Origin of the sequence: Streptomyces sp. NPDC079141 (assembly GCF_040686775.1) — a bacterium.
GTDB lineage: Bacteria > Actinomycetota > Actinomycetes > Streptomycetales > Streptomycetaceae > Streptomyces.
Genome location: NZ_JBFBLP010000015.1, coordinates 149,816 through 172,430, shown reverse-complemented (window position 1 = coordinate 172,430; position 22,615 = coordinate 149,816). Strand labels below are relative to the sequence as shown.

Sequence of the window (22,615 nt, the reverse complement as noted above, 5' to 3'; positions counted from 1 at the left end):
GTCCGGAGCCATGCCCGAGCCGTCGCCCGGCCCGGTCTCAACGGCTCCACGGATCCGCCCTCCGCGCCAGCCTCCTCGCCCTGCGGCGCACCGCCAGTGGGAGGTGGTGAAGCAGGACCCGGGCTCTGCGGCGCAGGTCGGGGGAGGTCGTTGCATGGAGGATGAGGCGGTGGTGGGGCGCTGTGCTGCCCAGGGGGCCGACCGCCAGGCTGAGCTGGGACTCGCGGGGTGTCCGGGTCGGGATGATCAGGCGGGGTGGCGTGCCCGCCTGCACCGTCTTCAGCGTCGCGAGACCGTCGCCGTCCACGATCACGCGCGCCCGCCGCCCCACCCCCAGCATCTGCGCATTGGCCCAGATCAGGTGGGTGCCGGGAGGCATGGCCTCGCCCGCCGCCAGGGTCAACGGGTCGATGACCGTCGTTCCCGAGACGACTACTCGCATACGGCCCGCGGCGCCCGCCCGTTCCGTCCGTGCCGTCAGGTCCCCGTCCGGGAACCACCACGCGTCCCGGCCCGTGTCGTGGGTCAGCAGTTCGCCGCGGGCGTAGGCCAGGGGGTCCGGGACCTCCCAGTCCTCGGCGCCCTTGATGCCGTTGAGGAGGTCGGGGTCCAGGAAGAGGCGGCCTTGGCGTTCGTGCAGGACGAGCGGCTCGCCGTCCGGGCGGAGCATCTCCGCCGTAACCGTGACGTGGAGCTTGCCCGAGCTCCAGTGGATGTCGTCCACCGTCAGGCGCGGTCGCACCGCCTCCACCCTCCTGGCCAGCTCGACCAACGACTCCAGCCGGCCTTCCTCCAGCAGGGTCGCCCGCAGGCGGGTGATCGCGGGCAGGCCCTCCCGTACGCCCGGTGGGAAGCAGTCGAGGGCGGTGCGGCGGACGACGGTGAAGTAGCGGTCCAGGGACTGGCCCTTGCGGCGCAGGACGCGCGGCTCGGTCACCGGGCGGAGGACCTCGACCCGGTAGGAGCGGCGCAGGAGGTGGTCCTGGAGGGGGCCTGGTTCCGTGCCCTCCTTCACCGCTTCGACGACCGTGCGCAGATGGCCGTAGTACGTCTCCGGGGTCGTCGCCGAGGAGCTCGTGTTGCCGCCGTCCTCGCGGCGGTTCCAGATGTAGCAGGGCTTGGAGAGGATCGAGACCGTCTTCGCTCGTACGTACGCCCGGGCCATGAAGATCTGGTCCTCCAGGCGTACCCGGCCCTCGGGGAACTCGATGCCGTGGTCGAGGAGGAAGGACCGGCGGAACATCTTGTGCGGGGTGAGGCTCTCGAAGAGCGGCGCGTCGGCGGCGGTGCAGCGGTCCACCGTGCGTTTGAAGACGTGGCTGGGGCCCTGCATCGTGCCGACGATCCGGCCCAGGACGATGTCGGAGTCGTTGCGTTCCGCGAGGCGGTGGAGGTTCTCCAGGGCGTCGCTGGTGAGTTCGTCGTCCTGGTCCACGAACTGGACGTAGTCGCCGCGTGCCGCGCGGACGCCTACGTTGCGGGGTCTGCCGGGCCAGCCGGAGTTCTCCTGGCGGAGGACGCGGACGTGGGGATGGCTGGCCGCGAGCCGGGCCAGGCGGTCGGGGCTGTCGTCGGTCGAGCCGTCGTCGACGTAGACGATCTCGTACGCGTCCCGGCCGATGGTCTGGGTGAGGAGGGAGGGGGCGCAGCGGTCCAGGTAGGGGCCCGCGTTGTAGACGGGGACGACGACGCTGACCTTGAGCATGACTGCCCCCAGTGGTTCACCTTGGGTTCATCGGTCCGTAGGTGCCACGCTATGTCAGGTTTTGGGGTGCCGCTCAGGTCGCCTCCGGGTGTGTCCCGCCGTCCGTGAACTTCTTGATCTCCGTGTGCAGGAGTTCCGGCTGGTCCAGGTGTACGTCGTGGGCCGCCGCCGGGATCGTGCGCAGTTCGGTGCCGGGGCGGGCGGCGGCCATCGCGTGGAACTCCTGCTCCGGCTGCCAGCCGTTCTCACCCCGGACGACCAGGGCCGGGGCCGTCGTGCGCCGCCATTCGGGCCAGCGGTCGCGGGTCGTCAGGGGGCTGATCGTCGCCACCATCACGTCTCGGTCGACCCGCGGCCACCAGCCGTCCTCACGTTCCTCCAGGCCCCTCGCCCATGCCTCGTGGCCCAGGAAGTCCCGTGCAGCGTCGAAAGACTCGAACGGCTTCGGCCAGCTGTCCAGCCAGGCGCCGATCTGGGCCGGGAGGTCCGTGGCGGCGCGCTCCGGGCCCGCCTCCACGAGGACCAGGGCGCGGACCAGATCCGGGCGGACGGCGGACAGCAGCAGCGCCGTGTGGCCGCCGAGCGACTGGCCCACGAGGGTTACGGGGGACAGGGCCAGGTGCTCGATCAGGGCTACGGCGTCCTCGACGCAGGCCTCGCGGGTCACCGTCGGCGGGCGGCGCGTGCTGGCGCCGTGGCCGCGGGCGTCGTACGTCACCACGCGGCGGCCGTCGGCGAGCAGGCGGGCCGTCAGGTCGTCCCACTCGCCCTGGTGTCCGGCGAGGCCGTGCAGGAGCAGGAACGGGCGGGCGGGCGGTGCTGCCGGGCCGTGGTCGCGGTAGGCGATACGGGTGCCGTCGGGGGTGGTGAGGTGCTGCGATGCCGGTGTCAACGGGTGCTCTGTTCCTGGGAGTCGGGACCGGAGGGGTCGGTGGGGCCGGGGACGTCAGGATTCTTGCCGAGGGTGCCTCCGCGGCGGGCTGCAGGGGTGTTCGAGTGATCGTCGAGCGCGACGATTAGCCTCGTTCACATCAGTCACGCAGGCAGGAGGAGTCGAACATGGCGAAGGTTCCCAGCGCGGTGGTCGCAGCGGGCGGGCTCGTCGGTGGGTACGGCGTGGCCAGGCTCACCAAGAAGCGGCAGCTCGGCGGTGCCGTGCTGGCCGCCGCCGGAGCGGCCGCGGCGCAGCAGTGGCGGGAGCGGGCCGGCGGGCGGGCCGCGGGCGCGCTGACGGCGGCGTATGTCGCCGCCTTCGCCGGTTCCCACCCGCTGGCCAAGAAGGTGGGCGCCTGGCCCGCCGTGGTCGGCGTGGCCGGGGCCGTTGCCCTGGCTTCGTGGGCGGTGGCGGACCGCAAGGCCTGAGCCGGACGGTGACGCCTGAGCCGGACGGTGGCGCCTGAGCCGGACGGTGACGCCTGAGCCACCCCGCAACGGCACACGCACGGCAGGCGTGAGCCACCCCGCGCCTGCCCTCGCACCCGCACGCCAGGCGTGAGCCACCACCCCTCCCCCCCCAGCCAGTCGCCCCCGGCCTCCAACCCACGCCAAGGCCGGGGGCGACTTTCTGTTATCGCCGCGCCGGCCCGTACGTCTCCTCTCCGTCCCCCACCCCAGACGTTGAGGTACGCGCACGTGACACGACACATCAGCCGTCGCAGCATGCTCAAGGCCACGGGCGTGGCAGCGGGAGCCGTCGGTATCGGTACGGCGCTCACGCCGGCGCCCGCCGCGGCCGCCGGCGCCTACGCCCACCCCGGTCTCCTGCACACCCGCGCCGATCTGGACCGTATGACGGCGAAGGTGAAGGCCGAAGCGGCGCCCTACACCGCCGGGTTCGCCAAGCTGAGCGCCAACCGGCATGCGCAGAGCGGCTGGACGGCGAATCCGCAGGCCGCCGTCTACCGCGGCGCGGGCAGCCCGCAGAACTACTCGATCCTCTACAACGACATCCACGCCGCGTACCAGAACGCCCTGCGCGGCCACATCAGCGGCGACGGCGCACACCTCGACACCGCCGTCGCGATCCTGAACGCCTGGTCCGCAACGATGACCCGGCTCGACGGCAGCGCCGACCGCTTCCTGGCCGCCGGTCTGTACGGCTACCAGTTCGCCAACGCCGCCGAACTCGTCCGCGACCACCCCGACTTCGAGCTCGGCCGCTTCCAGGAGATGCTGACGACCGTCTTCGCGCCGCTCAGCGACAACTTCCTGACCGACCACAACGGCGCCGTCATCACCAACTACTGGACCAACTGGGACCTGACGGCCATGGCCTGCGTCCTGGCCACCGGCATCTTCTGCGACGACAGGGCCCAAGTCGCCCGCGCCGTCGACTACTTCAAGCACGGCGAGGGCCTCGGTTCCGTAAAGAACGCCATCCCCGTCGTGTACGACGACGGACTCGGCGAATGGCTGGAGGCCGGCCGCGACCAGGGGCACGCGCTGCTCGGCGTCGGCCTGATGGGCACGGTCTGCGAGATGGCGTGGAACCAGGGCATCGACCTCTACGGCCACGACGACAGCCGTTTCCTCAAGGGCGCCCAGTACGTGGCCAAGTGGAGCCTGGGCGGCGAGGTGCCGTTCACCGCGAACACCCGCGCGAAGGGCGCGGTGAACGGCTGGTCGGGTTCCGAGACCGTCACCGAGGCCGCCGCCGTGGACCCGGCCATGACCCGCCCCATCTGGGCCATGATCGCCAACCACTACACCAAGCGGCGCGGCCTGTCCGCCTCCTACGTCACCCGGATCGCCGCCAAGTCGGCGCCCGAGGGCGGCGGCGGGGACTACGGGCCCAACAGCGGCGGCTACGACCAACTCGGCTTCGGCACCATCGCGTTCACGCGGGACAGGGCGGCAGCGGAGGGCGGTACGGCTCCGTCGGCGTCCGCCACCCCGTCGGATCCCCGGCCGCAGACCACGCCCAAGCCCACCGGCGACGACCTCGCCGCCACCGGCTCCGACGACCTCGTCGGATGGACGGCCGCCGCGGGGATCGGCGCGCTGGCCGGAGGTCTGCTCCTGCTGCGGCGGCGCGGCAAGGCCACGAACTGAGCCGCGGAGAACGCCAGGACGGCCCGGGGCCGATCGCCCCGGGCCGTGCCTCCGTGCCCCGTCCAGCGCCGTCCCGGCGCCGTCTTGCGCCGTCGCTCAGCCGAACATGCCCGGCTCGTAGTCGCCGGCCGGCTGCCGGACGAGGACGTTCAGCCGGTTGTAGGCGTTGATGAGGGCGATCAGCCCCACCAGCGCGACGAGCTGGTCCTCGTCGTAGTGCTTGGCGGCGTTCTCCCAAACCTCGTCGCTGACACCGGCCGAGTCCGCGATCCGGGTGCCCTGCTCGGTCAGCTCAAGGGCGGCGCGCTCGGCCTCGGTGAAGACCTTGGCCTCGCGCCAGGCGGCGACCAGGTGCAGGCGCTGTACGGTCTCACCGGCCGCGGCGGCGTCCTTGGTGTGCATGTCGGTGCAGAAGCCGCAGCCGTTGATCTGGCTGGCGCGGATCTTCACCAGCTCCTGGGTGGCGGCCGGAACGGTCGAGTCCGTGACCGCCTTGCCCGCGGAGTTGAAGTGCTTCAGGGCCTTCATCGCGAAGTCGTTGCCGAACAGGTTCAGGCGGGCTTCCATCGTGGGCTCCTCTGCCGTCGTAGGTGGTTACACACAACTGACGGAGCGGCTCGACGCGATGTGACAGACGCGGGAGTGACCTGCGTCTCACCCCCGGCTACGCCCCCAGCGCCCGCGACACCGTGTAGATCAGCAGCCCCGCGAGGGAGCCGACCACCGTGCCGTTGATCCGGATGAACTGCAGGTCACGGCCGATGTGCGCCTCGATCTTGCGGGTCGTGTGCTCGGCGTCCCAGCTCGCCACGGTGTCCGTGATCAGGGAGGTGATCTCCTTGCGGTACGTGGTGACGACGTACACCGCCGCGCCCTCCACCCAGGTGTCGACCTTGCTCTGGATCTTCGGGTCCACGGCCATCCGGGCGCCCAGCGACAGCAGCGAGGCGCGCACCCGCAGCCGCAGCTCGCTGCGCTCGTCCTCCGCCGCCGAGACGATCATGGAGCGTACGGCGGTCCAGGCGGAGGCGATCAGGTCCTGGACCTCGCCGCGGCCGAGGACCTCGCCCTTGAGCCGCTCCACGCGCGCGCGTGTGTCGGTGTCGGACTGGAGGTCGGAGGCGAAGTCGGTGAGGAAGCGGTCGAGGGCGCCGCGGGCCGGATGGGAGGGCATGTCGCGCATCTCGGTGACGAAGCGCAGCAGCTCACGGTAGACGCGCTCGCCGACCCGCTTGTCGACGAACCGCGGGGTCCAGCCGGGCGCCCCGCCCTGTACGGCGTCCATGACCTGCTCGTCGTGCAGGACGAGCCAGTCGTGCGCCCGGGTGACGACCAGGTCGACCACGCGCCTGTGGCCGCCGTCGGCCACCACCTTCTCCAGCATCTTGCCGATGCCGGGCCCGATCTCCTGGGCGTCGGCCCGCCGGGTGATCGCCTCGCCGACGACCGCCTGCACGTCGGAGTCCCGCAGGACGGTCAGCGCGCCGCGCAGGGCCGCGGAGAGCTCCGCCGTCACCCGGTCGGCGTGCTGGGGTTCGGCCAGCCAGGCGCCGAGCCGGCTGCCGATGCCGACGGCGTGCAGCCGCTGCCGTACGACGTCCTCGGAGAGGAAGTTCTCGCCGACGAACTCACCCAGGGAGACGCCCAGCTGGTCCTTCTTGGTGGGGATGATCGCGGTGTGCGGGATGGGGATGCCGAGGGGGTGGCGGAAGAGGGCGGTGACGGCGAACCAGTCGGCCAGCGCGCCGACCATGCCGGCCTCGGCGGCCGCGGCGACATAGCCCGCCCAGGCGCCGGCGCCCTCGTTGGACGCCCATTTGGCGAGGACGTAGATCAGTGCCACGAAGAGCAGCAGGCCGGTCGCGGTGAGCTTCATCCGGCGTACGCCGCGCTGCTTCTCCTCGTCGGCGGCGCTGAAGGTCGTCATCGCACGGACGGCCGATGCCGGGACGCCGGCAGGGTTGGCCGATGCGTCCCGCCGGGAATGCTCCTCCATGCTCGAAGACTCCGCTTCGTCCGTTTTTGATCGGTTCATTCACTCCACCCGTTCGCGACCCTCGTACCTCATTGTCCCTTCCTGACCGACTCCTGGAACGAAATGAGAGTTCCCGGCGTCTGACCGGACGGGGGAGCACACTGGGGAACTCCACGGCCCAACGGGGGGTCTGTTCAAGTCCTCCTTCCCTCATGACGCATCATGAGGTGATCACATCGGAGCCTCGGGCTCCCATCGCCCGAGGAGACTGCACCGCATGACCAGGCGACACGGTTATGCCCTGCTTTCCATGATCGTCGCGCTGATCATGGCTCTTTCCGCCGCCATCTACATCGGGGTCGCCGCCGACGACGGCACCGGCAGCAAGACCAACCTGGCCAAGGGCAAGGCCCCGCACAACTCCGCCGCGCCGGTCTCCACCGGCACCTGGGTGGGCGCCTGGTCCGCGTCGCCGGCCGGGGCCGAGCCCGGCACCGAGACGGAGGGCATGGCGGGCCGCTCGGTGCGCAACGTCGTCCACACCAGTGTCGGCGGTACGAGCGCCCGCATCACCCTGTCCAACCTCTACGGCACGTCCCCGCTGACCGTCACGCACGCCTCGCTCGCGGTCGCCGCGGGCAGCGAGACCGCCGCCGCGCTCACCGGGACCATGCGGCGGCTCACCTTCGGCGGCAACCCCTCGGTCGTCGTGCCGCCCGGCGGGCAGGTGATGAGCGACGCCGTCCGGGTCACGGTCCCGGCGGACGCCGACGTCCTCGTCACCACGTACTCCCCCAACGCCTCCGGACCGGTCACCTACCACCCGCACGCCCGCCAGATCTCCTACGTCGCCCGGGGCGACCGCGCCGAGGACGCGACCGCGGCCGCGTACACCGAGGAGACCGCGTACTGGCGGTACCTGACCGCGCTGGACGTGCTGAGCAACGAGTCCGACGGCACCGTCGTCGTCCTCGGCGACTCGCTCACCGACGGCATCAGCTCCACGGAGAACGCCAACCGGCGCTGGACGGACGTGCTGTCGAAGCGGCTGCGTACGGCGATCGAGTCCGGCGCGGACCTGCCCCGCTACAGCGTCGTCAACCAGGGCATCAGCGGGAACCAGATCCTCGTCGGCGGGCTGGGCCGGCCCGCGGACAACCAGAGCGGGCTCGGCCGCTTCGGGCGTGACGTGCTGAACCGGACGAACGTCAAGGTCGTCGTGATCGCCCTCGGCGTCAACGACATCCTGCGCAGCCGGCAGCTCGCCGATCCCGGCGCGATTCTCGACGGGCTGCGGACGATGGTCCGCCAGGCGCATGCTCGTGGGCTGAAGGTCGTCGGCGCGACGCTGATGCCGTTCCAGGGGCACCGCGGCTACACCGACGCGCGGGAGGGTGTGCGGCAGGAGATCAACTCGGAGATCCGGGCGGGGCACGTCTTCGACGCGGTCGTCGACTTCGACGAGGCGCTGCGCGATCCGTACAACCCCCGCAAGCTCCGCCCCGACTACGACTCGGGCGACCACCTGCACCCGAGCGACCGGGGCTACGAGGAGATGGCGGAGGCGTTCGACCTGAAGGACCTGAGGGGCTCGGCACCGGCGAAGCTGTAGGGCTTTTCCTCGCCCCCGCCGCCCCTACCCGTCCCATCCTCCAGGGGCTGCCGCCCCTTCGCCCCCGCCCAGGGGCTCCGCCCCTGGACCCCATCGGCCTGAACGGCCTCGTCCTCAAACGCCGGACAGGCTGGATGTAGCGACCGGCGCCCAGATGCGACCGCCCCGGGGCTGCGCCCCTGCGGGTGGGTGGGGGCTCGGGACGGTTGCGGCTCGGCCTCGAACGCCGGACAGGCTGGATGTAGCGACCGGCGCCCAGATGCGACCGCCCCGGGGCTGCGCCCCTGCGGGTGGGCGGGGGCTCGGGACGGTTGCGGGCTCGGCCTCGAACGCCGGACGGGCTGGATGTAGCGACCGGCGCCCAGATGCGACCGCCCCGGGGCTGCGCCCCTGCGGGTGGGTGGGGGCTCGGGACGGTTGCGGGCTCGGCCTCGAACGCCGGACGGGCTGGAGGGCGCGGACCGGTGTCCAGATGTGACCGCCCCGGGGCTGCGCCCCTGCGGGTGGGTGAGGGCTCGGGATGGCTACGGCCTCGTCCTCGACCGCCGGTGAGGCCAAGAAGCTCAGGGCTCCCCCAGCTCCTTCCGTTCCGCCCTCCGTTCCAGCTTCTCTCGGCGGCGTTCCTCCTTGAGGCGTTGGCGTTCGTCGCGGGTCAGTTTGCGTTCGACTCCGACGCCGCCCCAGAAGGCGAAGCCGGTGATGATCACGCGGGGTGCTCCCGGGTCGCCCGGGATGCCCTCCTCGCGGTGGTCGAAGCCGCCCATGATGCCGATGCCGCGGACGACGACCTCGACGCCGGGGGGCACGATCACGTTCACGCCGCCCATGATCGCGATGCTGTTGATCACGATCTCGCGGTCGGCGAAGTTCGCCTCGCGCAGGTCGATCTCACCGCCGCCCCAGAAGGCGAAGCAGGTGAAGCGCTTGGGCGCCGTCCACCGACCCTTGCGCTGGAAGCCCGACATGACGGCCACGGCCCATGTCGAGGAACCCTCGCCGCCGGTGATCCGTCCGGCCCAACTCCCTCTCGCCTCGGGCTCCTTGACCATGCTCACCGTGGGAGCGGTCGGCAGGTCCCGGGTGATCGGCGTCAGCTCGCCGTAGGTCCGCGCCTTGTACGTCGCGTCCAGCCGTTCCTCGAACTCCTCCATGTCGAGCCGCCCCTCCGCGAGGGCGTCCCGCAGGATCTCGGCGACTCGCTCACGATCGGCGTCGGAAGCCCGGAGCTCCGGGAGTTCGTCGGTCATGGATTCAGCCTACGTTTTCCGGCCGCCGGGCACTATGCGGTGGCCTTCTCCGCGTACATGCGCGCGATCACGGCCTCGATGTCCGGCTCCCGCACCGACAGGTCCACCAGCGGATACTCCGCCGCGATCCGGGCCACCAGCCCCGCCGCCGACTCCCCCGACGGGAACGCCAGCCACTGCCGGGGCCCCTCCACCTTCACCACCCGCGCGGGCGCGGCCTCGATCGGCGGCAGCTCACGTTCCAGGTCCACCACCAGCACCCGCTCGCTGCCGCCGCGCTCGTGCAGACCGGCGAGCGAACCGTCGTACACCAGTCGCCCGTGGTCGATGACCATCACCCGTGAGCACAACTGCTCGATGTCCTGGAGGTCGTGCGTGGTCAGCAGCACCGTCGTGCCGCGCTCGGTGTTCAACTCCCGCAGGAAGCCGCGGACTTTCGCCTTGGAGATGACGTCCAGTCCGATCGTCGGCTCGTCCAGGTACAGCACCTCCGGATCGTGCAGCAGGGCCGCCGCGATGTCCCCGCGCATCCGCTGGCCGAGGGAGAGCTGACGGACGGGGACGTCCAACAGGTCGGCCAGCTCAAGGAGTTCGACGCAGCGGTCGAGGTTCTCCCGGTAACGGGCGTCGGGGATGCGGTACATGCGGTGCATCAGCCGGTAGGAGTCGATCAGGGGAAGGTCCCACCACAGCGTGGTGCGCTGCCCGAACACCACCCCGATTCGGTGCGCAAGTTTTGTCCGCTCGCGCGAAGGGTCGATGCCGGCGACCCGCAGCCGGCCGCCGCTCGGCGTCAGGATGCCCGTCAGCATCTTGATCGTCGTCGACTTTCCGGCGCCGTTCGGCCCGATGTAGCCGACCATCTCGCCGCGCGCCACGGTGAAGGAGATCGAGTCGACCGCCCGCACCTGCCGCCGCTCCCGCTTCAGGAACCCGGTCTTCCTGCGCACGTCGAAGACCTTCTCGACGCCGTCCACCTCAATGAACATGCACCCTCAGCTCCCCGTACTCCGATAGGCCCGCAGCCCCGCCCGCCACGCAAGACCCGCCAGCGCACAGAACCCGGCCGCCACCAACGGCGGTGCGAAGGCGGCCCAGTCGGGCAGGCCGAGCGGATACGGGCGCCCCAACACATAGGCGGCGGGCACCCAGTTGACGAAGGCGAGCGGCAGTACGTACGTCACCCCGCGCACCAGATCCGTTCCGAACACGGTCGGCGGATACTGCAACAGCGTGTTGCCGCCGTAGGTGAAGGCGTTCTGCACCTCGGCCGCGTCCTGCGCCACGAACTGGAAGGCCGCGCCCGCCACGAACACCGATCCGAAGATCACCGCACCGCAGGCCACCATCACCGGCACCAGCAGCACCTTCGGCGCGGTCCAGTCGACGTCCACGGCCAGCAGCGCGTACCCCAGCACCAGCCCGCCCTGCGTGATCCGGCCCAGGCGGCGCAGCGCGAAGTGGTCCGCGCCCACCTGGGCGAGCACCGGCGCCGGCCGCACCAGCAGGACGTCGAACGAACCGTCCCGGATCCGGCCGCCGAGGACGTCCATCGAACCGAGCAGCAGATCGGCCAGGCCGAACGCCGTCGCGGACAGCCCGTACAGCAGGGCGACCTCGGGCAGCGTCCAGCCGCCCAGCGAGTCGACCTGCGAGAACATCAGCAGGATCGCGACGAAGTCCAGCCCGGTAATCAGCAGATTGCCGACCACGGTGAGCGCGAACGACGTGCGGTAGGCCGTCATCGACCGGATCCACATCCCGGCGATCAGCCGGTAGGCGCGCAGGCCCTCGCCCAGGCGGGTCGTCTCAGCCACCCTGCACCACCACCCGCCGGGTCGCCGCGGACTGCAGCAGCCGCCCGGCCGCCAGCAGCGCCACCGCCCACCCCGCCTGGAAGGCGTACGCGTGCAGCGGCGCGGTCTCCCCCATCAGCACGTCCGCCGGCATCTGGAGCTGCGCCGCCCAGGGCAGCGCCTGGACGATGTCCCCGAGCGGGTCCGGGAAGGCGTTCAGCGGCAGGACCATGCCGGAGCAGAAGACACCCGTGATCATCAGGGTCTGGGCGACGCCCCGGTCGTCCATCAGCCAGAACATCGACAGCGCGGCCAGGTACCGGATGCCGAAGCTGACGATCATCGCCAGCACCACCGCGAGCAGGAAGGCCGCCCAGGAGATGACGTCCCGGGGCAGCGCCATCGAGAAGAACAGCGCGCCGAAGGCGAAGGGGATCACCCCTCGGCCCAGAAGCTGGAACATCGAACGGCCCAAGTCGCTCGCCAGCCACCACAGTTGGAGATCGGCGGGCCGGTACAGATCGACCGCGATCTCCCCCGTGCGGATCCGGGTCATCAGGTCCTTCTCGGCGCCGCCGCCCTGGATCGCCAGCGTCGAGTACAGGGCCTGCCCCAGCCACGCATAGGTGACGGCCTGCGTCTGGTCGTACCCTCCCAGGTGTGGTCTCTCGTCCCACAGCGCCTGGTAGGTGTAGACGAGGATGACCCCGAAGACCGTGTTGGTGAACACCCCGGCCGCCGTGGCCGCCCGATAGGTCACGTACCGTCTGAATCCCCCCGCCGCGACGGCCGCGTACAACCGCCCGGAACCCACACCCACAGCCCTCCTCGGCCCGCCGCGCGCCAAAGCGCAGGAGCCTAGCGCGCAGGTGTTGACAGACGCCACGCATTTTCCGCCGCCGAAGCGTGCCGTGATCCGGGAACGGAACGCTTGGTGCGAGAGTCTTCAACAGGGGGCGCAGAACGCGTACGAGGTCGTACGGGAACGTACGACGCGAAACAGGAGTCCGTGCACGACATGAGTGACGAGCCGCAGCCGCAGCAGCCGACCGAGGGCTGGGCACCCAGAACCGAGGACGACGGAGGGAAGAAGCCGAAGCGGCCCAAGCGCACCGGCTGGCGCCGGCTGATCCCCACCTGGCGCATGGTGCTCGGCACGTTCGTGATCGGTGTGCTGCTGCTGGTCGGCCTGTTCTTCCTCGGCTACTCCCTGGTCAAGATCCCGCCGGCCAACGCGCTCGCCACCAAGCAGAGCAACGTCTACCTCTACGCCGACGGCTCCCAGCTCGCCCGGGACGGCGAGGTCAACCGGGAGAACGTCACGCTCTCGCAGATCTCCAAGGACGCCCGGTACGCCGTACTCGCCGCCGAGGACCGCGACTTCTACAGCGAGTCCGCCATCGACCCCAAGGCGATGCTGCGCGCCGCCTGGAACACGGCCACCGGCAAGGGCAAGCAGTCCGGCTCCACGATCACCCAGCAGTACGTCAAGAACTACTACCTGGCCCAGGAACAGACCCTCACCCGCAAGGTGAAGGAGTTCTTCATCTCGATCAAGCTGGACCGCAACGAGACCAAGGACCAGATCCTGGAGGGCTACCTCAACACCAGCTACTTCGGCCGCAACGCCTATGGCATCCAGGCCGCCGCGCAGGCCTACTACGGCATCGACGCCGCCGAACTCACCGCCGCCCAGGGCGCCTACCTGGCCGCGCTGCTGAACGCGCCGAGCGAGTACGACGTCGTCGCCCACCCGGAGAACAAGGCCGCCGCACAGGCCCGTTGGAACTACGTCCTGGACGGCATGGTCAAGGAGGACTGGATCAGCCAGTCGGAGCGGGCGGGCCTGAAGTTCCCGATGCCGAAGGAGGCGACGGTCTCCACCGGCATGTCCGGGCAGCGGGGTTACATCGTCCAGATCGTGAAGGACTACCTCGTCGACAACAAGATCGTCGACAAGGAGGAGCTCGACGCGGGCGGTTACCGCATCACCACCACCCTGCAGAAGAGCAAGCAGGACGCCTTCGTCGACGCCGTCAACGACAAGCTGATGGACAAGCTCGACCCGAAGGCGCGCAAGGTCGACTCCTACGTCCGCGCGGGCGGCGCCGCCGTCGACCCGAAGACCGGCAAGGTCGTCGCGATGTACAACGGCATCGACTACGTCAAGCAGTACACGCCCAACGCCGCGCGCCGCGACTTCCAGGTCGGCTCCACCTTCAAGCCGTTCGTGTTCACCTCGGCCGTCGAGAACAGCTCCACCACCCAGGACGGCCAGCTGATCACCCCCAACACGTACTACGACGGCACCAACATGCGTCCCGTCCAGGGCTGGACGGGAGGCACCTACGCCCCCGAGAACGAGGACCAGTACTCCTACGGCGACATCACCGTCCGCGAGGCCACCGACAAGTCGGTGAACTCGGTGTACGCGCAGATGGCGGTGGACGTCGGCCCCGAGAAGGTCGAGCAGACGGCCATCGACCTCGGCCTGCCGACCGACACCCCGGACCTGGAGCCGTACCCGTCGATCGCGCTCGGCACCGCCACCGCCAGCGTCCTCGACATGGCGGAGGCCTACGCCACCCTCGCCAGCCACGGCAAGCACGGCACGTACACGATGGTCGAGAGGATCACCAAGGACGGCGCCGACGTCGTGGAGATGCCCGCACGCAAGACCTCCCAGGTCATCAGCCGCGAGGCCGCCGACACCACGACCTCCGTACTGCAGAGCGTCGTCGAGAACGGCACCGCCACCGCCGCCCAGGCCGCGGGCCGCCCGGCGGCCGGCAAGACGGGCACCGCCGAGGAGGACCAGGCCGCCTGGTTCGCGGGCTACACCCCCGAACTCGCCACCGTCGTCGCCGTGATGGGCCAGGACCCGGTCACCGCCAAGCACGAGTCGCTGTACAACGTGATGGGCCTGCCGCGCATCAACGGCGGCGGGGCGCCGGCCGAGATCTGGGCGCAGTTCACCGAGGAGGCCCTCAAGGGCAAGCCGGTGACGGAGTTCGACCTTCAGCTCCAGGAGGGCGCCGACATCGTCCAGCCCCCGCCCACCGTCGAGCCGCCGGCCGACCCGACCACGGGCGGCCAGGACGACGGCGGCACGACCGGCGGCGAGGACACCGAAGGCCAGACCGGGGGTCAGACCACCGAGGGCACGACCGGCGACACGACCACCACGGGCGGTACGACGACCGGCGGCACCACGGGTGACACGACGGACGGCGGCACGACCACGGACGGCGGCACGACCACCACGGGCGGCACCACCGGCGACACGACGGACGGCGGCACGACCACGGACGGCGGGACTACGGGCGACACCACCGGTGGCGGCTCGACGGGAGGCACCACCGGCGGGGTGACGGCGGGCCCGCTGTCCACGAGCCGCAGGGAGTGACCCTCAGTGACCCCCGGTCGCCTTGAGTCCCACCACGGCGACCAGCAGCAGACATACGAAGAAGATGCGGGCGGCGGTGACCGGCTCCCCGAGTACCACCATGCCGAGCACCGCCGCACCGGCCGCGCCGATCCCGACCCACACGCCGTAGGCGGTGCCGATGGGCAGGGAGCGGGCGGCGTAGGACAGCAGCAGCATGCTGGCGACGATTCCGGCGCCGGTGAACAGGCTGGGGACCAGGCGGGTGAAGCCGTCGGTGTACTTCATCCCGATCGACCAGCCGACCTCCAGCAGACCGGCGACGACGAGCAGAACCCAGGCCATGGGGAGCACCTCCGAGAGACGGACGGAACAGACTTCGTCGCGTCGTCTTTTCCTTGGGTCCCGGTACGGCGCGTCTCGTCGGGCTCCTTGCAAAGGTAGCAAGAAAACGACAAAAGGGGCCGGTGACGATGGTCACCGGCCCCTTTGAACCGTGCTTCTACAGGTACAGCCCCGTCGTGTCCTCGGACCCCTCGAACCGGTCGGCGGCCACGGCGTGCAGATCCCGCTCACGCATGAGCACGTAGGCGGTCCCCCGCACCTCCACCTCGGCCCGGTCCTCCGGGTCGTACAGGACCCGGTCGCCCGGCTCCACGGTGCGTACGTTCTGCCCCACCGCGACGACCTCGGCCCAGGCCAGCCGGCGGCCGACCGCCGCGGTGGCCGGAATCAGGATGCCGCCACCGGAACGCCGCTCGCCCTCACTGGTGTCCTGCCGCACGAGGACTCGGTCGTGCAGCATCCGGATGGGCAGCTTGTCGTGGTGGGTGCTGTGCTCGTTTCTGTTGGCGCTCACGCTGTGAACCTACCTGCCTTTGCCGCGTCCGTACGCCGCCGGGTCAGCGCCTACGGCGCCGGGAGCCCACGGTGAGCAGCCCGACCACGCCGACGACGAGCAGCGCGACGGGCACCACCCGCTCCAGCCGGGGCGCGCCCTCCTCGTCGACGAACTGCGCCTTGACGTCACTGACGACCCGGTTGGCCTGAACGTAGGCCCGTCCCAGTGTGTGGTCGACGTTGGAGACGACCTTGGCCTTGACGTCCCCGACGATGGTCTTCGGGTGCACACGGACCCCGATCTCGTCGAGCGTCTCGGCGAGCACCTCGCGACGGCGCCTGATGTCCGCCTCGATCTGCGCCGGGGTTCTGGTGTCCGAGGTTTCCGCCACCGTACGGCCTCCGATTTGAGCTGATGCCTGTTGCGGACAGTCTGTCAGTTCCACGCGCCGCCGCACTGTCAGGACCCCCGGTTACGCTAGCCCGATGAGCGAGCGACTCCAGCCCGGGGACACCGCCCCCGCCTTCACCCTCCCCGACGCCGACGGCAACGGGGTCTCCCTTGCGGACCACAAGGGCCGCAAGGTCATCGTCTACTTCTACCCGGCGGCCCTGACGCCGGGCTGCACGAAGCAGGCGTGCGACTTCACCGACAACCTGGACGTGCTGGCCACCGCCGGCTACGACGTCATCGGCATCTCCCCCGACAAGCCGGAGAAGCTGGCGAAGTTCCGCGAGAAGGAGAACCTGAAGGTCACCCTCCTCGCGGACCCCGAGAAGACGGTCACCGAGGCCTACGGCGCCTACGGCGAGAAGAAGAACTACGGCAAGACGTACATGGGCGTCATCCGCTCCACGATCGTCGTGGACGAGGAGGGCAAGGTCGAGCGGGCGCTGTACAACGTCCGCGCGACGGGCCACGTGGCCAAGATCATCAAAGATCTGGGGATCTGAACACACTGCCCGGCCAGTAGCATGGCCGGGCAGTGTCAGGCGGCCGTGGTGGAACTGGCAGTCACGCTGGGTTTAGGTCCCAGTGGGGTAACTCCCGTGAGGGTTCGAGTCCCTCCGGCCGCACCAGCTCTCAGCCGAGCAGCTCCCGCACGACGGGCACCAGCGCCCGGAACGCCTTGCCCCGGTGGCTGATCGCGTTCTTCTCCCCGGGGGTCAGCTCGGCGCAGGTGCGCGTCTCGCCCTCCGGCTGGAGGATCGGGTCGTAGCCGAAGCCGTTGGTGCCCGTCGGCGCATGCCGTAGTACGCCCCGCAGTTGGCCCTCCACGACCCGCTCCGTGCCGTCCGGCAACGCCAGGGCCGCCGCGCACGCGAAGTGCGCGCCCCGGTGGGCGTCGTCGATGTCGGCGAGCTGGGCGAGGAGCAGCTCCAGGTTGGCCCTGTCGTCCCCGTGGCTTCCCGCCCAGCGGGCCGAGAAGATGCCCGGGGCGCCGTTCAGGACGTCCACGCACAGGCCCGAGTCGTCGGCGACGGCCGGGAGGCCTGTTGCCTGCGCCAGGGCGTGCGCCTTCAGGAGAGCGTTCTCGGCGAAGGTGACGCCTGTTTCCTTGACGTCGGGGATGTCGGGGTAGGCGTCCGCGCCGACGAGGTCGTGAGACAGACCTGCGTCGGCGAGGATGGCCTTCAGTTCGGTGATCTTTCCGGCGTTGCGCGTGGCGAGGATCAGGCGGGTCATGCCCCCCAGTATCAGGGAGTGCAGACCTTCGTCAGCTCGCCGGCCGCGTCCGTGACCGGGGAGAGGTCGGGCGTCTCGTCGCCGTTCTCGATGGCCGTACGGACGTTGTCGACGGCCGCGGCGAGGTCGTCGACCGCCTTGTTGACGTCGGCGTTGTCGGTCTTGTCGCCGATCTCGTCGAGGTTCTTGTCGATGGAGTCGAGGGACTCGTCGATCTGGGTCGGGTCGTTGCCCGCGGCCTCCACGGCCTGCTGGAGGTCGGTCACGCTGTCGGCCACGGCCTCGGCGGTCTGGACGCAGTCCAGTGCCTTGCTGACGGCGTCGCAGCCGGTGGTCAGTCCTGCGGTCAGCCCTACGGCCGCGACCGCGGCGACAATGGCGATACGGCTCCGACGGCGTCGGCTCGCGCCCATGCTGGTGTCCCTCCCGTGCTCAGGCCCCGCCTTGAGGCAGGCCCCCGTACCCCTAGTGACGCGGGGGCGGTCGACGTGGTTGCCCGCGCCGCCCGCCGCCTCTTGGTGCGTCCTTTACTTTTGGAGGACGGTATCAAGTGCCGCGCGCTGGAGGGCAGCCAATTCTCCGCAGCCGGAAACGGCCAGGTCGAGCAGGGCGTTGAGCTCGTCGCGGGCGAACGGCTCGGCCTCGGCGGTGCCCTGGACCTCGACGAAGCGGCCGTCGCCGGTGCAGACGACGTTCATGTCGGTCTCGGCGCGGACGTCCTCCTCGTAGCAGAGGTCGAGGAGCGGGACTCCGCCGACGATGCCGACGGAGACCGCGGACACCGTGCCGGTCAGCGGCTGGCGGCCGGCCTTGATGAGCTTCTTGCCCTGGGCCCAGGAGATGGCGTCGGCGAGTGCGACGTAGGCGCCGGTGATGGCGGCCGTACGCGTGCCGCCGTCGGCCTGGAGGACGTCGCAGTCGAGGACGATGGTGTTCTCGCCGAGCGCCTTGTAGTCGATGACGGCGCGCAGCGAGCGGCCGATGAGACGGCTGATCTCGTGGGTGCGGCCGCCGATCTTGCCCTTGACGGACTCGCGGTCGCCGCGGGTGTTGGTGGCGCGGGGCAGCATGGAGTACTCCGCGGTGACCCAGCCCTCGCCGCTGCCCTTGCGCCAGCGCGGAACGCCCTCGGTGACGGAGGCGGTGCAGAAGACCTTCGTGTCGCCGAAGGAGACGAGGACGGAGCCCTCGGCGTGCTTGCTCCAGCCGCGTTCCAGGGTGACCGGGCGGAGTTGTTCGGGGGTGCGGCCGTCGATTCGAGGCATTGAGGACATGCCGCTGAGCCTAGCCGGACATATGGAAGGGGTCCCTCCCCCGATGGGAAGGGACCCCTTCGAGTGCGCCCGTGGGCTCACATCATGTCTTCGATCTCCGCCGCGATCGGGTCGGCGTCGGTGCCGATGACGACCTGGATGGCCGTGCCCATCTTCACGACGCCGTGGGCGCCGGCGGCCTTCAGGGCCGCCTCGTCGACGAGGGAGGCGTTGGCGACCTCGGTCCGCAGGCGGGTGATGCAGCCCTCGACCTCTTCGATGTTGTCGATGCCGCCGAGCCCGGCAACGATCTTCTCAGCTTTGCTGGCCATTTCGGTCTCCTCACGCACAGTTGGCCCAACTTTACGAGCGATTGCGCCGTACGTACCGAAAGATGACGTCACAGCAACCCAATCGTCGATAACTGGTCTACACCACCTGACAGGCGGTCGCCAACTGATGAACGCTCCCACCGAGACCTCTCCAGCACGTCGGCGGTGGCAGTCGGCGTTCCAGGGCCTCCAGAAGATGGGCCGCAGTCTCCAGCTCCCGATCGCCGTGCTGCCGGCCGCGGGCATCCTCAACCGGCTCGGTCAGCCGGATGTGTTCGGGGACGACGGGCTCGGCTGGGACAACGTCTCCAAGGTGATGGCGGGCGCGGGCGGCGCACTGCTCGACGGCTCGCTCGGCCTGCCGCTGCTGTTCTGCGTCGGTGTCGCGATCGGCATGGCGAAGAAGGCCGACGGCTCGACCGCACTGGCGGCGGTGGCCGGGTTCCTCGTCTACTACAACGTGCTGCGCCAGTTCCCGGAGGGCTGCCCGGACGGGGCGGAGAAGGTCGCCACCGGCTGCCAGGCGACGGACGGGGCGGTGACGGCCTTCACCTACCAGAACCCCGGGGTGTTCGGCGGGATCGTCATCGGCCTGATGGCGGCCTTCTTCTGGGCGCGCTACCACCGCACCAAGCTGGTGGACTGGCTCGGCTTCTTCAACGGCCGCCGGCTCGTGCCGATCATCATGGCGTTCGTCGCCATCTTCTTCGCGGCGCTCTGCCTGTGGGTCTGGCCGCCGATCGGCGACGCGCTGGAGAACTTCAGCGACTGGCTGAGCGACGCGGGCTCCTGGGGCGCGGGCATCTTCGGCGTCGCCAACCGGGCGCTGCTGGTGATCGGTCTGCACCAGTTCCTGAACGTGCCCATCTGGTTCCAGTTCGGCACGTACACCAAGCCGGACGGCACCGAAGTGCACGGCGACATCAACATGTTCCTGGCGGGCGACCCGGACGCGGGGCAGTTCTTGTCGGGCTTCTTCCCGATCATGATGTTCGCGCTGCCGGCCGCGGCACTGGCGATCACCCACTGCGCGAAGCCCAGCCGCCGCAAGGAGGTCGGCGGCCTGATGCTGTCGGTCGCGCTGACGTCGTTCGTCACGGGCATCACCGAGCCGATCGAGTACTCGTTCCTGTTCATCGCGCCGCTGCTGTATGTCGTCCACGCGGTGCTGACGGGTGTGTCGATGGCGGTGACATGGGGGCTGGGCGTGCACGACGGCTTCAGCTTCTCCGCCGGCCTCATCGACTACATCATCAACTGGAACCTGGCGACCAAACCCTGGCTGATCATCCCGATCGGCCTGGTGTTCGCTGCCGTGTACTACGTGATCTTCCGTTTCGCGATCACGAAGTTCGACCTCAAGACACCCGGCCGGGAGCCGGAGGAGGAACACGAGGACGTCACCAAGGCCTGACCTCGCAGGCTCCGAAGAGCGGTTACAGAACCCGCGGTTCCGGTCACGGAATCGCGGGTTCCTTACGTGGCCTTCATCGTGCTACAACAGGTCTACACCACTGAGTGGTGTAGACCACCACCCGATGGAGGAAGTCTATGAGCACCGCCACCGCATCGGCGGTCCCCGCAAAGAAGCGGGGATCAGGCCTGTTCCAGGGCCTGCAGAAGGTCGGCCGCAGCCTCCAGCTGCCCATCGCCGTACTGCCGGCGGCGGGCATCCTGCTTCGTCTGGGCCAGGCCGACGTCCAGGAGAAGCTGAACCTGCCCGACAAGGTCACGGCGGTCTTCGCCACGGCCGGTGGCGCGATCTTCGACAACCTGCCGATGCTGTTCTGCATCGGTGTCGCGATCGGCTTCGCCAAGAAGGCCGACGGCTCCACCGCGCTGGCCGCGCTGGTCGGCTTCCTGGTCTACAGCAACGTCCTGAAGGCGTTCCCGGTCACCGAGGCAAAGGTGCAGGCGGGCGCGGACATAGCCGCGACCTACAACAACCCGGGTGTCCTCGGCGGCATCCTCATGGGTCTGCTCTCCGCCGTGCTGTGGCAGCGCTACCACCGCAAGAAGCTGGTGGACTGGCTGGGCTTCTTCAACGGCCGCCGACTGGTCCCGATCATCATGGCCTTCGTCGGCACCGCCATGGGTGTCTTCTTCGGCCTGGTCTGGGAGCCGATCGGTGAGGTCATCTCCGACGCCGGCGAGTGGATCACCGGTCTGGGCGCCGCGGGTGCCGGTCTGTTCGGTCTGATCAACCGCGCGCTGATCCCCATCGGCATGCACCAGTTCGTGAACACCGTCTCCTGGTTCCAGATCGGCGACTTCACCAACGCCGCCGGCGAGGTCGTGCACGGCGACCTGAACCGCTTCTTCGCCGGTGACCCGGACGCCGGTCAGTTCATGTCGGGCTTCTTCCCGATCATGATGTTCGGTCTGCCGGCCGCCGCGATCGCCATCGCGCACGCCGCCCGTCCCGAGCGCCGCAAGGCCGTGATGGGCATGATGATCTCGCTCGCGCTGACCTCCTTCGTGACCGGTGTGACCGAGCCGATCGAGTTCTCGTTCATGTTCATCGCGCCGGTGCTGTACGCGATCCACGCGGTACTGACCGCCCTGTCCATGGCGATCACCTGGGCGCTGGGCGTCCACGTGGGCTTCACCTTCTCCGCGGGCGCCATCGACTACGGGCTCAACTGGTCGCTGTCCACCAAGCCCTGGCTGATCATCCCGATCGGCCTGGTCTTCGCGGCGGTCTACTACTTCGTCTTCCGCTTCGCGATCGCCAAGTTCAACCTCCCCACCCCGGGCCGCGAGCCCGAGGAGGAGGTCGAGGACCTCACGAAGGCGTGAGCCCCCTCCGCCTGACGGCATGACAAAGGCCCCGGAACCTGATTGGTTCCGGGGCCTTCGCGCTCGTGTCGATCAGATCTCGTACGACACCCTCGGCGCCGCCAGTTCCACCGGCCCGTCGTAGGCCTCGCGGGCGTCCGCCAGGTTGGTCCGGGGGTCGGTCCACGGCGGGATGTGGGTGAGCACCAGGCGGCGGGCGCCTGCGCGGGTCGCCGTCTCGCCGGCCTCGCGGCCGTTGAGGTGGAGGTCGGGGATGTTCTCCTTGCCGTGCGTGAACGCCGCCTCGCACAGGAACAGGTCGGTGTCGCGGGCGAGTTCGTCCAGGGCAGGGGTGACACCCGTGTCGCCGGAGTACGTCAGCGACCTCCCGCCGTGCTCGACGCGGATGCCGTACGCCTCCACCGGGTGCGCCACACGCTCCGTGTGCACGGTGAACGGGCCGATCTCGAAGGTGGACGGCTTGACCGTGTGGAAGTCGAAGACCTCGCTCATGGAGGAGGCGGAGGGGGTGTCGGCGTAGGCCGTGGTCAGGCGGTGCTCGGTGCCTTCCGGACCGTAGACCGGGATCGGGGCGCAGCGGCCGCCGTCGTGCCGGTAGTAGCGCGCGACGAAGTACGCGCACATGTCGATGCAGTGGTCGGCGTGCAGATGGCTCAGGAAGATCGCGTCGAGGTCGTAGAGACCGCAGTGGCGCTGCAGCTCGCCAAGGGCGCCGTTGCCCATGTCGAGGAGCAGCCGGAAGCCGTCGGCCTCGACGAGGTAGCTCGAACAGGCCGATTCCGCGGACGGGAACGACCCCGAGCAGCCGACGACGGTGAGCTTCATGAAGCAGAAACCTCCGCTGGCGGGGATGTCGGATGGGGGTCCCCCCACGCGAGCGAAGCCGAGCGTGGGGGAGGGGCGTCGGGGGTCGTGCGGTCCGTCGAGCGTAAG

At 69.9% G+C, this 22,615-nt stretch carries 23 protein-coding genes, 1 tRNA gene and 1 riboswitch; of the genes, 8 read left to right on the top strand and 16 right to left on the bottom strand.

Going from position 1 to position 22,615, the window contains the following annotated elements:
- Positions 1-37 precede the first annotated feature (37 nt).
- Together AB0Q90_RS32275 and AB0Q90_RS32270 are read right to left on the bottom strand one after the other, a co-directional pair.
- Positions 38-1,705: a glycosyltransferase family A protein gene (locus AB0Q90_RS32275; RefSeq protein WP_363163676.1), complete on the bottom strand. Its 1,668-nt coding sequence runs from the start codon at positions 1,703-1,705 to the stop codon at positions 38-40.
- Positions 1,706-1,778: 73 nt separating this feature from the next.
- Positions 1,779-2,597 (bottom strand): alpha/beta hydrolase, encoded by an 819-nt coding sequence (locus AB0Q90_RS32270; protein ID WP_363163677.1) that lies wholly within the window; start codon positions 2,595-2,597, stop codon positions 1,779-1,781.
- 167 nt (positions 2,598-2,764) lie between these two features.
- On the opposite strand from AB0Q90_RS32270, the gene AB0Q90_RS32265 reads away from it, so the two are divergent.
- Both AB0Q90_RS32265 and AB0Q90_RS32260 read left to right on the top strand, forming a co-directional pair.
- A complete protein-coding gene (locus AB0Q90_RS32265; protein WP_363163678.1) occupies positions 2,765-3,067 on the top strand; it encodes a hypothetical protein in 303 nt (100 codons plus the stop codon).
- Between the two features lie 297 nt (positions 3,068-3,364).
- Positions 3,365-4,756: an alginate lyase family protein gene (locus AB0Q90_RS32260; protein ID WP_363163765.1), complete on the top strand. Its 1,392-nt coding sequence runs from the start codon at positions 3,365-3,367 to the stop codon at positions 4,754-4,756.
- 96 nt (positions 4,757-4,852) lie between these two features.
- Here the strand turns inward: AB0Q90_RS32260 and AB0Q90_RS32255 are convergent, their stop codons facing one another.
- Together AB0Q90_RS32255 and AB0Q90_RS32250 are read right to left on the bottom strand one after the other, a co-directional pair.
- On the bottom strand, positions 4,853-5,323 hold the full coding sequence (locus AB0Q90_RS32255; RefSeq protein WP_363163679.1) for a carboxymuconolactone decarboxylase family protein: 471 nt from the start codon (positions 5,321-5,323) through the stop codon (positions 4,853-4,855).
- Positions 5,324-5,420: 97 nt separating this feature from the next.
- Entirely contained in the window at positions 5,421-6,752 is a 1,332-nt protein-coding gene (locus AB0Q90_RS32250) for a DUF445 domain-containing protein (protein ID WP_363163680.1), read from the bottom strand.
- A gap of 256 nt (positions 6,753-7,008) precedes the next feature.
- On the opposite strand from AB0Q90_RS32250, the gene AB0Q90_RS32245 reads away from it, so the two are divergent.
- The gene (locus AB0Q90_RS32245; protein ID WP_363163681.1) at positions 7,009-8,343 is read left to right on the top strand and encodes an SGNH/GDSL hydrolase family protein; all 1,335 of its coding nucleotides are present in this window, start codon (positions 7,009-7,011) and stop codon (positions 8,341-8,343) included.
- Positions 8,344-8,906: 563 nt separating this feature from the next.
- Here AB0Q90_RS32245 and AB0Q90_RS32240 read toward each other — a convergent pair.
- From AB0Q90_RS32240 to AB0Q90_RS32225, 4 genes are read right to left on the bottom strand one after another with little or no spacing between them, the layout of a single operon-like run.
- On the bottom strand, positions 8,907-9,590 hold the full coding sequence (locus tag AB0Q90_RS32240; protein ID WP_363163682.1) for a DUF1707 domain-containing protein: 684 nt from the start codon (positions 9,588-9,590) through the stop codon (positions 8,907-8,909).
- A 32-nt stretch (positions 9,591-9,622) separates the two neighbouring features.
- Positions 9,623-10,579, bottom strand: coding sequence for an ATP-binding cassette domain-containing protein (locus AB0Q90_RS32235; RefSeq protein ID WP_363163683.1), 957 nt, complete (start codon positions 10,577-10,579; stop codon positions 9,623-9,625).
- Between the two features lie 6 nt (positions 10,580-10,585).
- A complete protein-coding gene (locus AB0Q90_RS32230) occupies positions 10,586-11,407 on the bottom strand; it encodes an ABC transporter permease (protein ID WP_363163684.1) in 822 nt (273 codons plus the stop codon).
- Complete coding sequence (locus AB0Q90_RS32225; RefSeq protein ID WP_363163766.1) at positions 11,400-12,200, bottom strand: ABC-2 family transporter protein; 801 nt, start codon at positions 12,198-12,200, stop codon at positions 11,400-11,402. The genes AB0Q90_RS32230 and AB0Q90_RS32225 overlap by 8 nt, the downstream gene beginning before the upstream one ends.
- Positions 12,201-12,404: 204 nt before the next feature.
- On the opposite strand from AB0Q90_RS32225, the gene AB0Q90_RS32220 reads away from it, so the two are divergent.
- The gene (locus AB0Q90_RS32220) at positions 12,405-14,792 is read left to right on the top strand and encodes a transglycosylase domain-containing protein (RefSeq protein ID WP_363163685.1); all 2,388 of its coding nucleotides are present in this window, start codon (positions 12,405-12,407) and stop codon (positions 14,790-14,792) included.
- A 3-nt stretch (positions 14,793-14,795) separates the two neighbouring features.
- Here AB0Q90_RS32220 and AB0Q90_RS32215 read toward each other — a convergent pair whose 3' ends face one another.
- The 3 genes from AB0Q90_RS32215 to AB0Q90_RS32205 form a co-directional block, all read right to left on the bottom strand.
- Complete coding sequence (locus AB0Q90_RS32215) at positions 14,796-15,116, bottom strand: SMR family transporter (RefSeq protein WP_363163686.1); 321 nt, start codon at positions 15,114-15,116, stop codon at positions 14,796-14,798.
- Positions 15,117-15,152: 36 nt separating this feature from the next.
- Positions 15,153-15,224, bottom strand: a riboswitch (guanidine-III (ykkC-III) riboswitch).
- A gap of 49 nt (positions 15,225-15,273) precedes the next feature.
- A complete protein-coding gene (locus AB0Q90_RS32210) occupies positions 15,274-15,630 on the bottom strand; it encodes a co-chaperone GroES (protein WP_363163687.1) in 357 nt (118 codons plus the stop codon).
- Between the two features lie 43 nt (positions 15,631-15,673).
- On the bottom strand, positions 15,674-16,003 hold the full coding sequence (locus tag AB0Q90_RS32205; protein ID WP_363163688.1) for a DUF3618 domain-containing protein: 330 nt from the start codon (positions 16,001-16,003) through the stop codon (positions 15,674-15,676).
- A 94-nt stretch (positions 16,004-16,097) separates the two neighbouring features.
- On the opposite strand from AB0Q90_RS32205, the gene bcp reads away from it, so the two are divergent.
- Complete coding sequence (gene bcp, locus AB0Q90_RS32200; RefSeq protein ID WP_363163689.1) at positions 16,098-16,565, top strand: thioredoxin-dependent thiol peroxidase; 468 nt, start codon at positions 16,098-16,100, stop codon at positions 16,563-16,565.
- Between the two features lie 39 nt (positions 16,566-16,604).
- Positions 16,605-16,691: transfer RNA gene (locus AB0Q90_RS32195), tRNA-Leu, on the top strand.
- Positions 16,692-16,695: 4 nt separating this feature from the next.
- On the opposite strand, the gene rdgB is transcribed toward AB0Q90_RS32195, so the two are convergent.
- The 4 genes from rdgB to AB0Q90_RS32175 all read right to left on the bottom strand — a co-directional run bounded on the left by rdgB (position 16,696) and on the right by AB0Q90_RS32175 (position 18,883).
- Positions 16,696-17,298 (bottom strand): RdgB/HAM1 family non-canonical purine NTP pyrophosphatase, encoded by a 603-nt coding sequence (gene rdgB / locus AB0Q90_RS32190; RefSeq protein ID WP_363163690.1) that lies wholly within the window; start codon positions 17,296-17,298, stop codon positions 16,696-16,698.
- Between the two features lie 11 nt (positions 17,299-17,309).
- Positions 17,310-17,711, bottom strand: coding sequence for a hypothetical protein (locus tag AB0Q90_RS32185; RefSeq protein WP_363163691.1), 402 nt, complete (start codon positions 17,709-17,711; stop codon positions 17,310-17,312).
- 114 nt (positions 17,712-17,825) lie between these two features.
- On the bottom strand, positions 17,826-18,563 hold the full coding sequence (gene rph, locus AB0Q90_RS32180) for a ribonuclease PH (protein WP_363163767.1): 738 nt from the start codon (positions 18,561-18,563) through the stop codon (positions 17,826-17,828).
- A gap of 86 nt (positions 18,564-18,649) precedes the next feature.
- Positions 18,650-18,883: a PTS glucose/sucrose transporter subunit IIB gene (locus AB0Q90_RS32175; protein ID WP_363163692.1), complete on the bottom strand. Its 234-nt coding sequence runs from the start codon at positions 18,881-18,883 to the stop codon at positions 18,650-18,652.
- Between the two features lie 127 nt (positions 18,884-19,010).
- On the opposite strand from AB0Q90_RS32175, the gene AB0Q90_RS32170 reads away from it, so the two are divergent.
- Both AB0Q90_RS32170 and AB0Q90_RS32165 read left to right on the top strand, forming a co-directional pair.
- Positions 19,011-20,297 (top strand): PTS transporter subunit EIIC, encoded by a 1,287-nt coding sequence (locus AB0Q90_RS32170; protein WP_363163693.1) that lies wholly within the window; start codon positions 19,011-19,013, stop codon positions 20,295-20,297.
- A 137-nt stretch (positions 20,298-20,434) separates the two neighbouring features.
- Positions 20,435-21,682, top strand: a complete 1,248-nt coding sequence (locus AB0Q90_RS32165; RefSeq protein ID WP_363163694.1) for a PTS transporter subunit EIIC — start codon at positions 20,435-20,437, stop codon at positions 21,680-21,682.
- A 72-nt stretch (positions 21,683-21,754) separates the two neighbouring features.
- Here the strand turns inward: AB0Q90_RS32165 and AB0Q90_RS32160 are convergent, their stop codons facing one another.
- Positions 21,755-22,507 (bottom strand): MBL fold metallo-hydrolase, encoded by a 753-nt coding sequence (locus AB0Q90_RS32160; protein WP_363163695.1) that lies wholly within the window; start codon positions 22,505-22,507, stop codon positions 21,755-21,757.
- Positions 22,508-22,615: the final 108 nt, after the last annotated feature.

What these genes read in the sequence shown, in the direction of transcription:
- AB0Q90_RS32275 (WP_363163676.1), bottom strand. Translation starts at nt 1,705, where the DNA reads ATGCTCAAGGTCAGCGTCGTCGTCCCCGTCTACAACGCGGGCCCCTAC.
- AB0Q90_RS32265 (WP_363163678.1), top strand. Translation starts at nt 2,765, where the DNA reads ATGGCGAAGGTTCCCAGCGCGGTGGTCGCAGCGGGCGGGCTCGTCGGT.
- AB0Q90_RS32260 (WP_363163765.1), top strand. Translation starts at nt 3,365, where the DNA reads ATGCTCAAGGCCACGGGCGTGGCAGCGGGAGCCGTCGGTATCGGTACG.
- AB0Q90_RS32255 (WP_363163679.1), bottom strand. Translation starts at nt 5,323, where the DNA reads ATGGAAGCCCGCCTGAACCTGTTCGGCAACGACTTCGCGATGAAGGCC.
- AB0Q90_RS32250 (WP_363163680.1), bottom strand. Translation starts at nt 6,752, where the DNA reads ATGGAGGAGCATTCCCGGCGGGACGCATCGGCCAACCCTGCCGGCGTC.
- AB0Q90_RS32245 (WP_363163681.1), top strand. Translation starts at nt 7,009, where the DNA reads ATGACCAGGCGACACGGTTATGCCCTGCTTTCCATGATCGTCGCGCTG.
- AB0Q90_RS32240 (WP_363163682.1), bottom strand. Translation starts at nt 9,590, where the DNA reads ATGACCGACGAACTCCCGGAGCTCCGGGCTTCCGACGCCGATCGTGAG.
- AB0Q90_RS32235 (WP_363163683.1), bottom strand. Translation starts at nt 10,579, where the DNA reads ATGTTCATTGAGGTGGACGGCGTCGAGAAGGTCTTCGACGTGCGCAGG.
- AB0Q90_RS32220 (WP_363163685.1), top strand. Translation starts at nt 12,405, where the DNA reads ATGAGTGACGAGCCGCAGCCGCAGCAGCCGACCGAGGGCTGGGCACCC.
- AB0Q90_RS32215 (WP_363163686.1), bottom strand. Translation starts at nt 15,116, where the DNA reads ATGGCCTGGGTTCTGCTCGTCGTCGCCGGTCTGCTGGAGGTCGGCTGG.
- bcp (WP_363163689.1), top strand. Translation starts at nt 16,098, where the DNA reads ATGAGCGAGCGACTCCAGCCCGGGGACACCGCCCCCGCCTTCACCCTC.
- rdgB (WP_363163690.1), bottom strand. Translation starts at nt 17,298, where the DNA reads ATGACCCGCCTGATCCTCGCCACGCGCAACGCCGGAAAGATCACCGAA.
- AB0Q90_RS32185 (WP_363163691.1), bottom strand. Translation starts at nt 17,711, where the DNA reads ATGGGCGCGAGCCGACGCCGTCGGAGCCGTATCGCCATTGTCGCCGCG.
- rph (WP_363163767.1), bottom strand. Translation starts at nt 18,563, where the DNA reads ATGCCTCGAATCGACGGCCGCACCCCCGAACAACTCCGCCCGGTCACC.
- AB0Q90_RS32175 (WP_363163692.1), bottom strand. Translation starts at nt 18,883, where the DNA reads ATGGCCAGCAAAGCTGAGAAGATCGTTGCCGGGCTCGGCGGCATCGAC.
- AB0Q90_RS32170 (WP_363163693.1), top strand. Translation starts at nt 19,011, where the DNA reads ATGAACGCTCCCACCGAGACCTCTCCAGCACGTCGGCGGTGGCAGTCG.
- AB0Q90_RS32165 (WP_363163694.1), top strand. Translation starts at nt 20,435, where the DNA reads ATGAGCACCGCCACCGCATCGGCGGTCCCCGCAAAGAAGCGGGGATCA.
- AB0Q90_RS32160 (WP_363163695.1), bottom strand. Translation starts at nt 22,507, where the DNA reads ATGAAGCTCACCGTCGTCGGCTGCTCGGGGTCGTTCCCGTCCGCGGAA.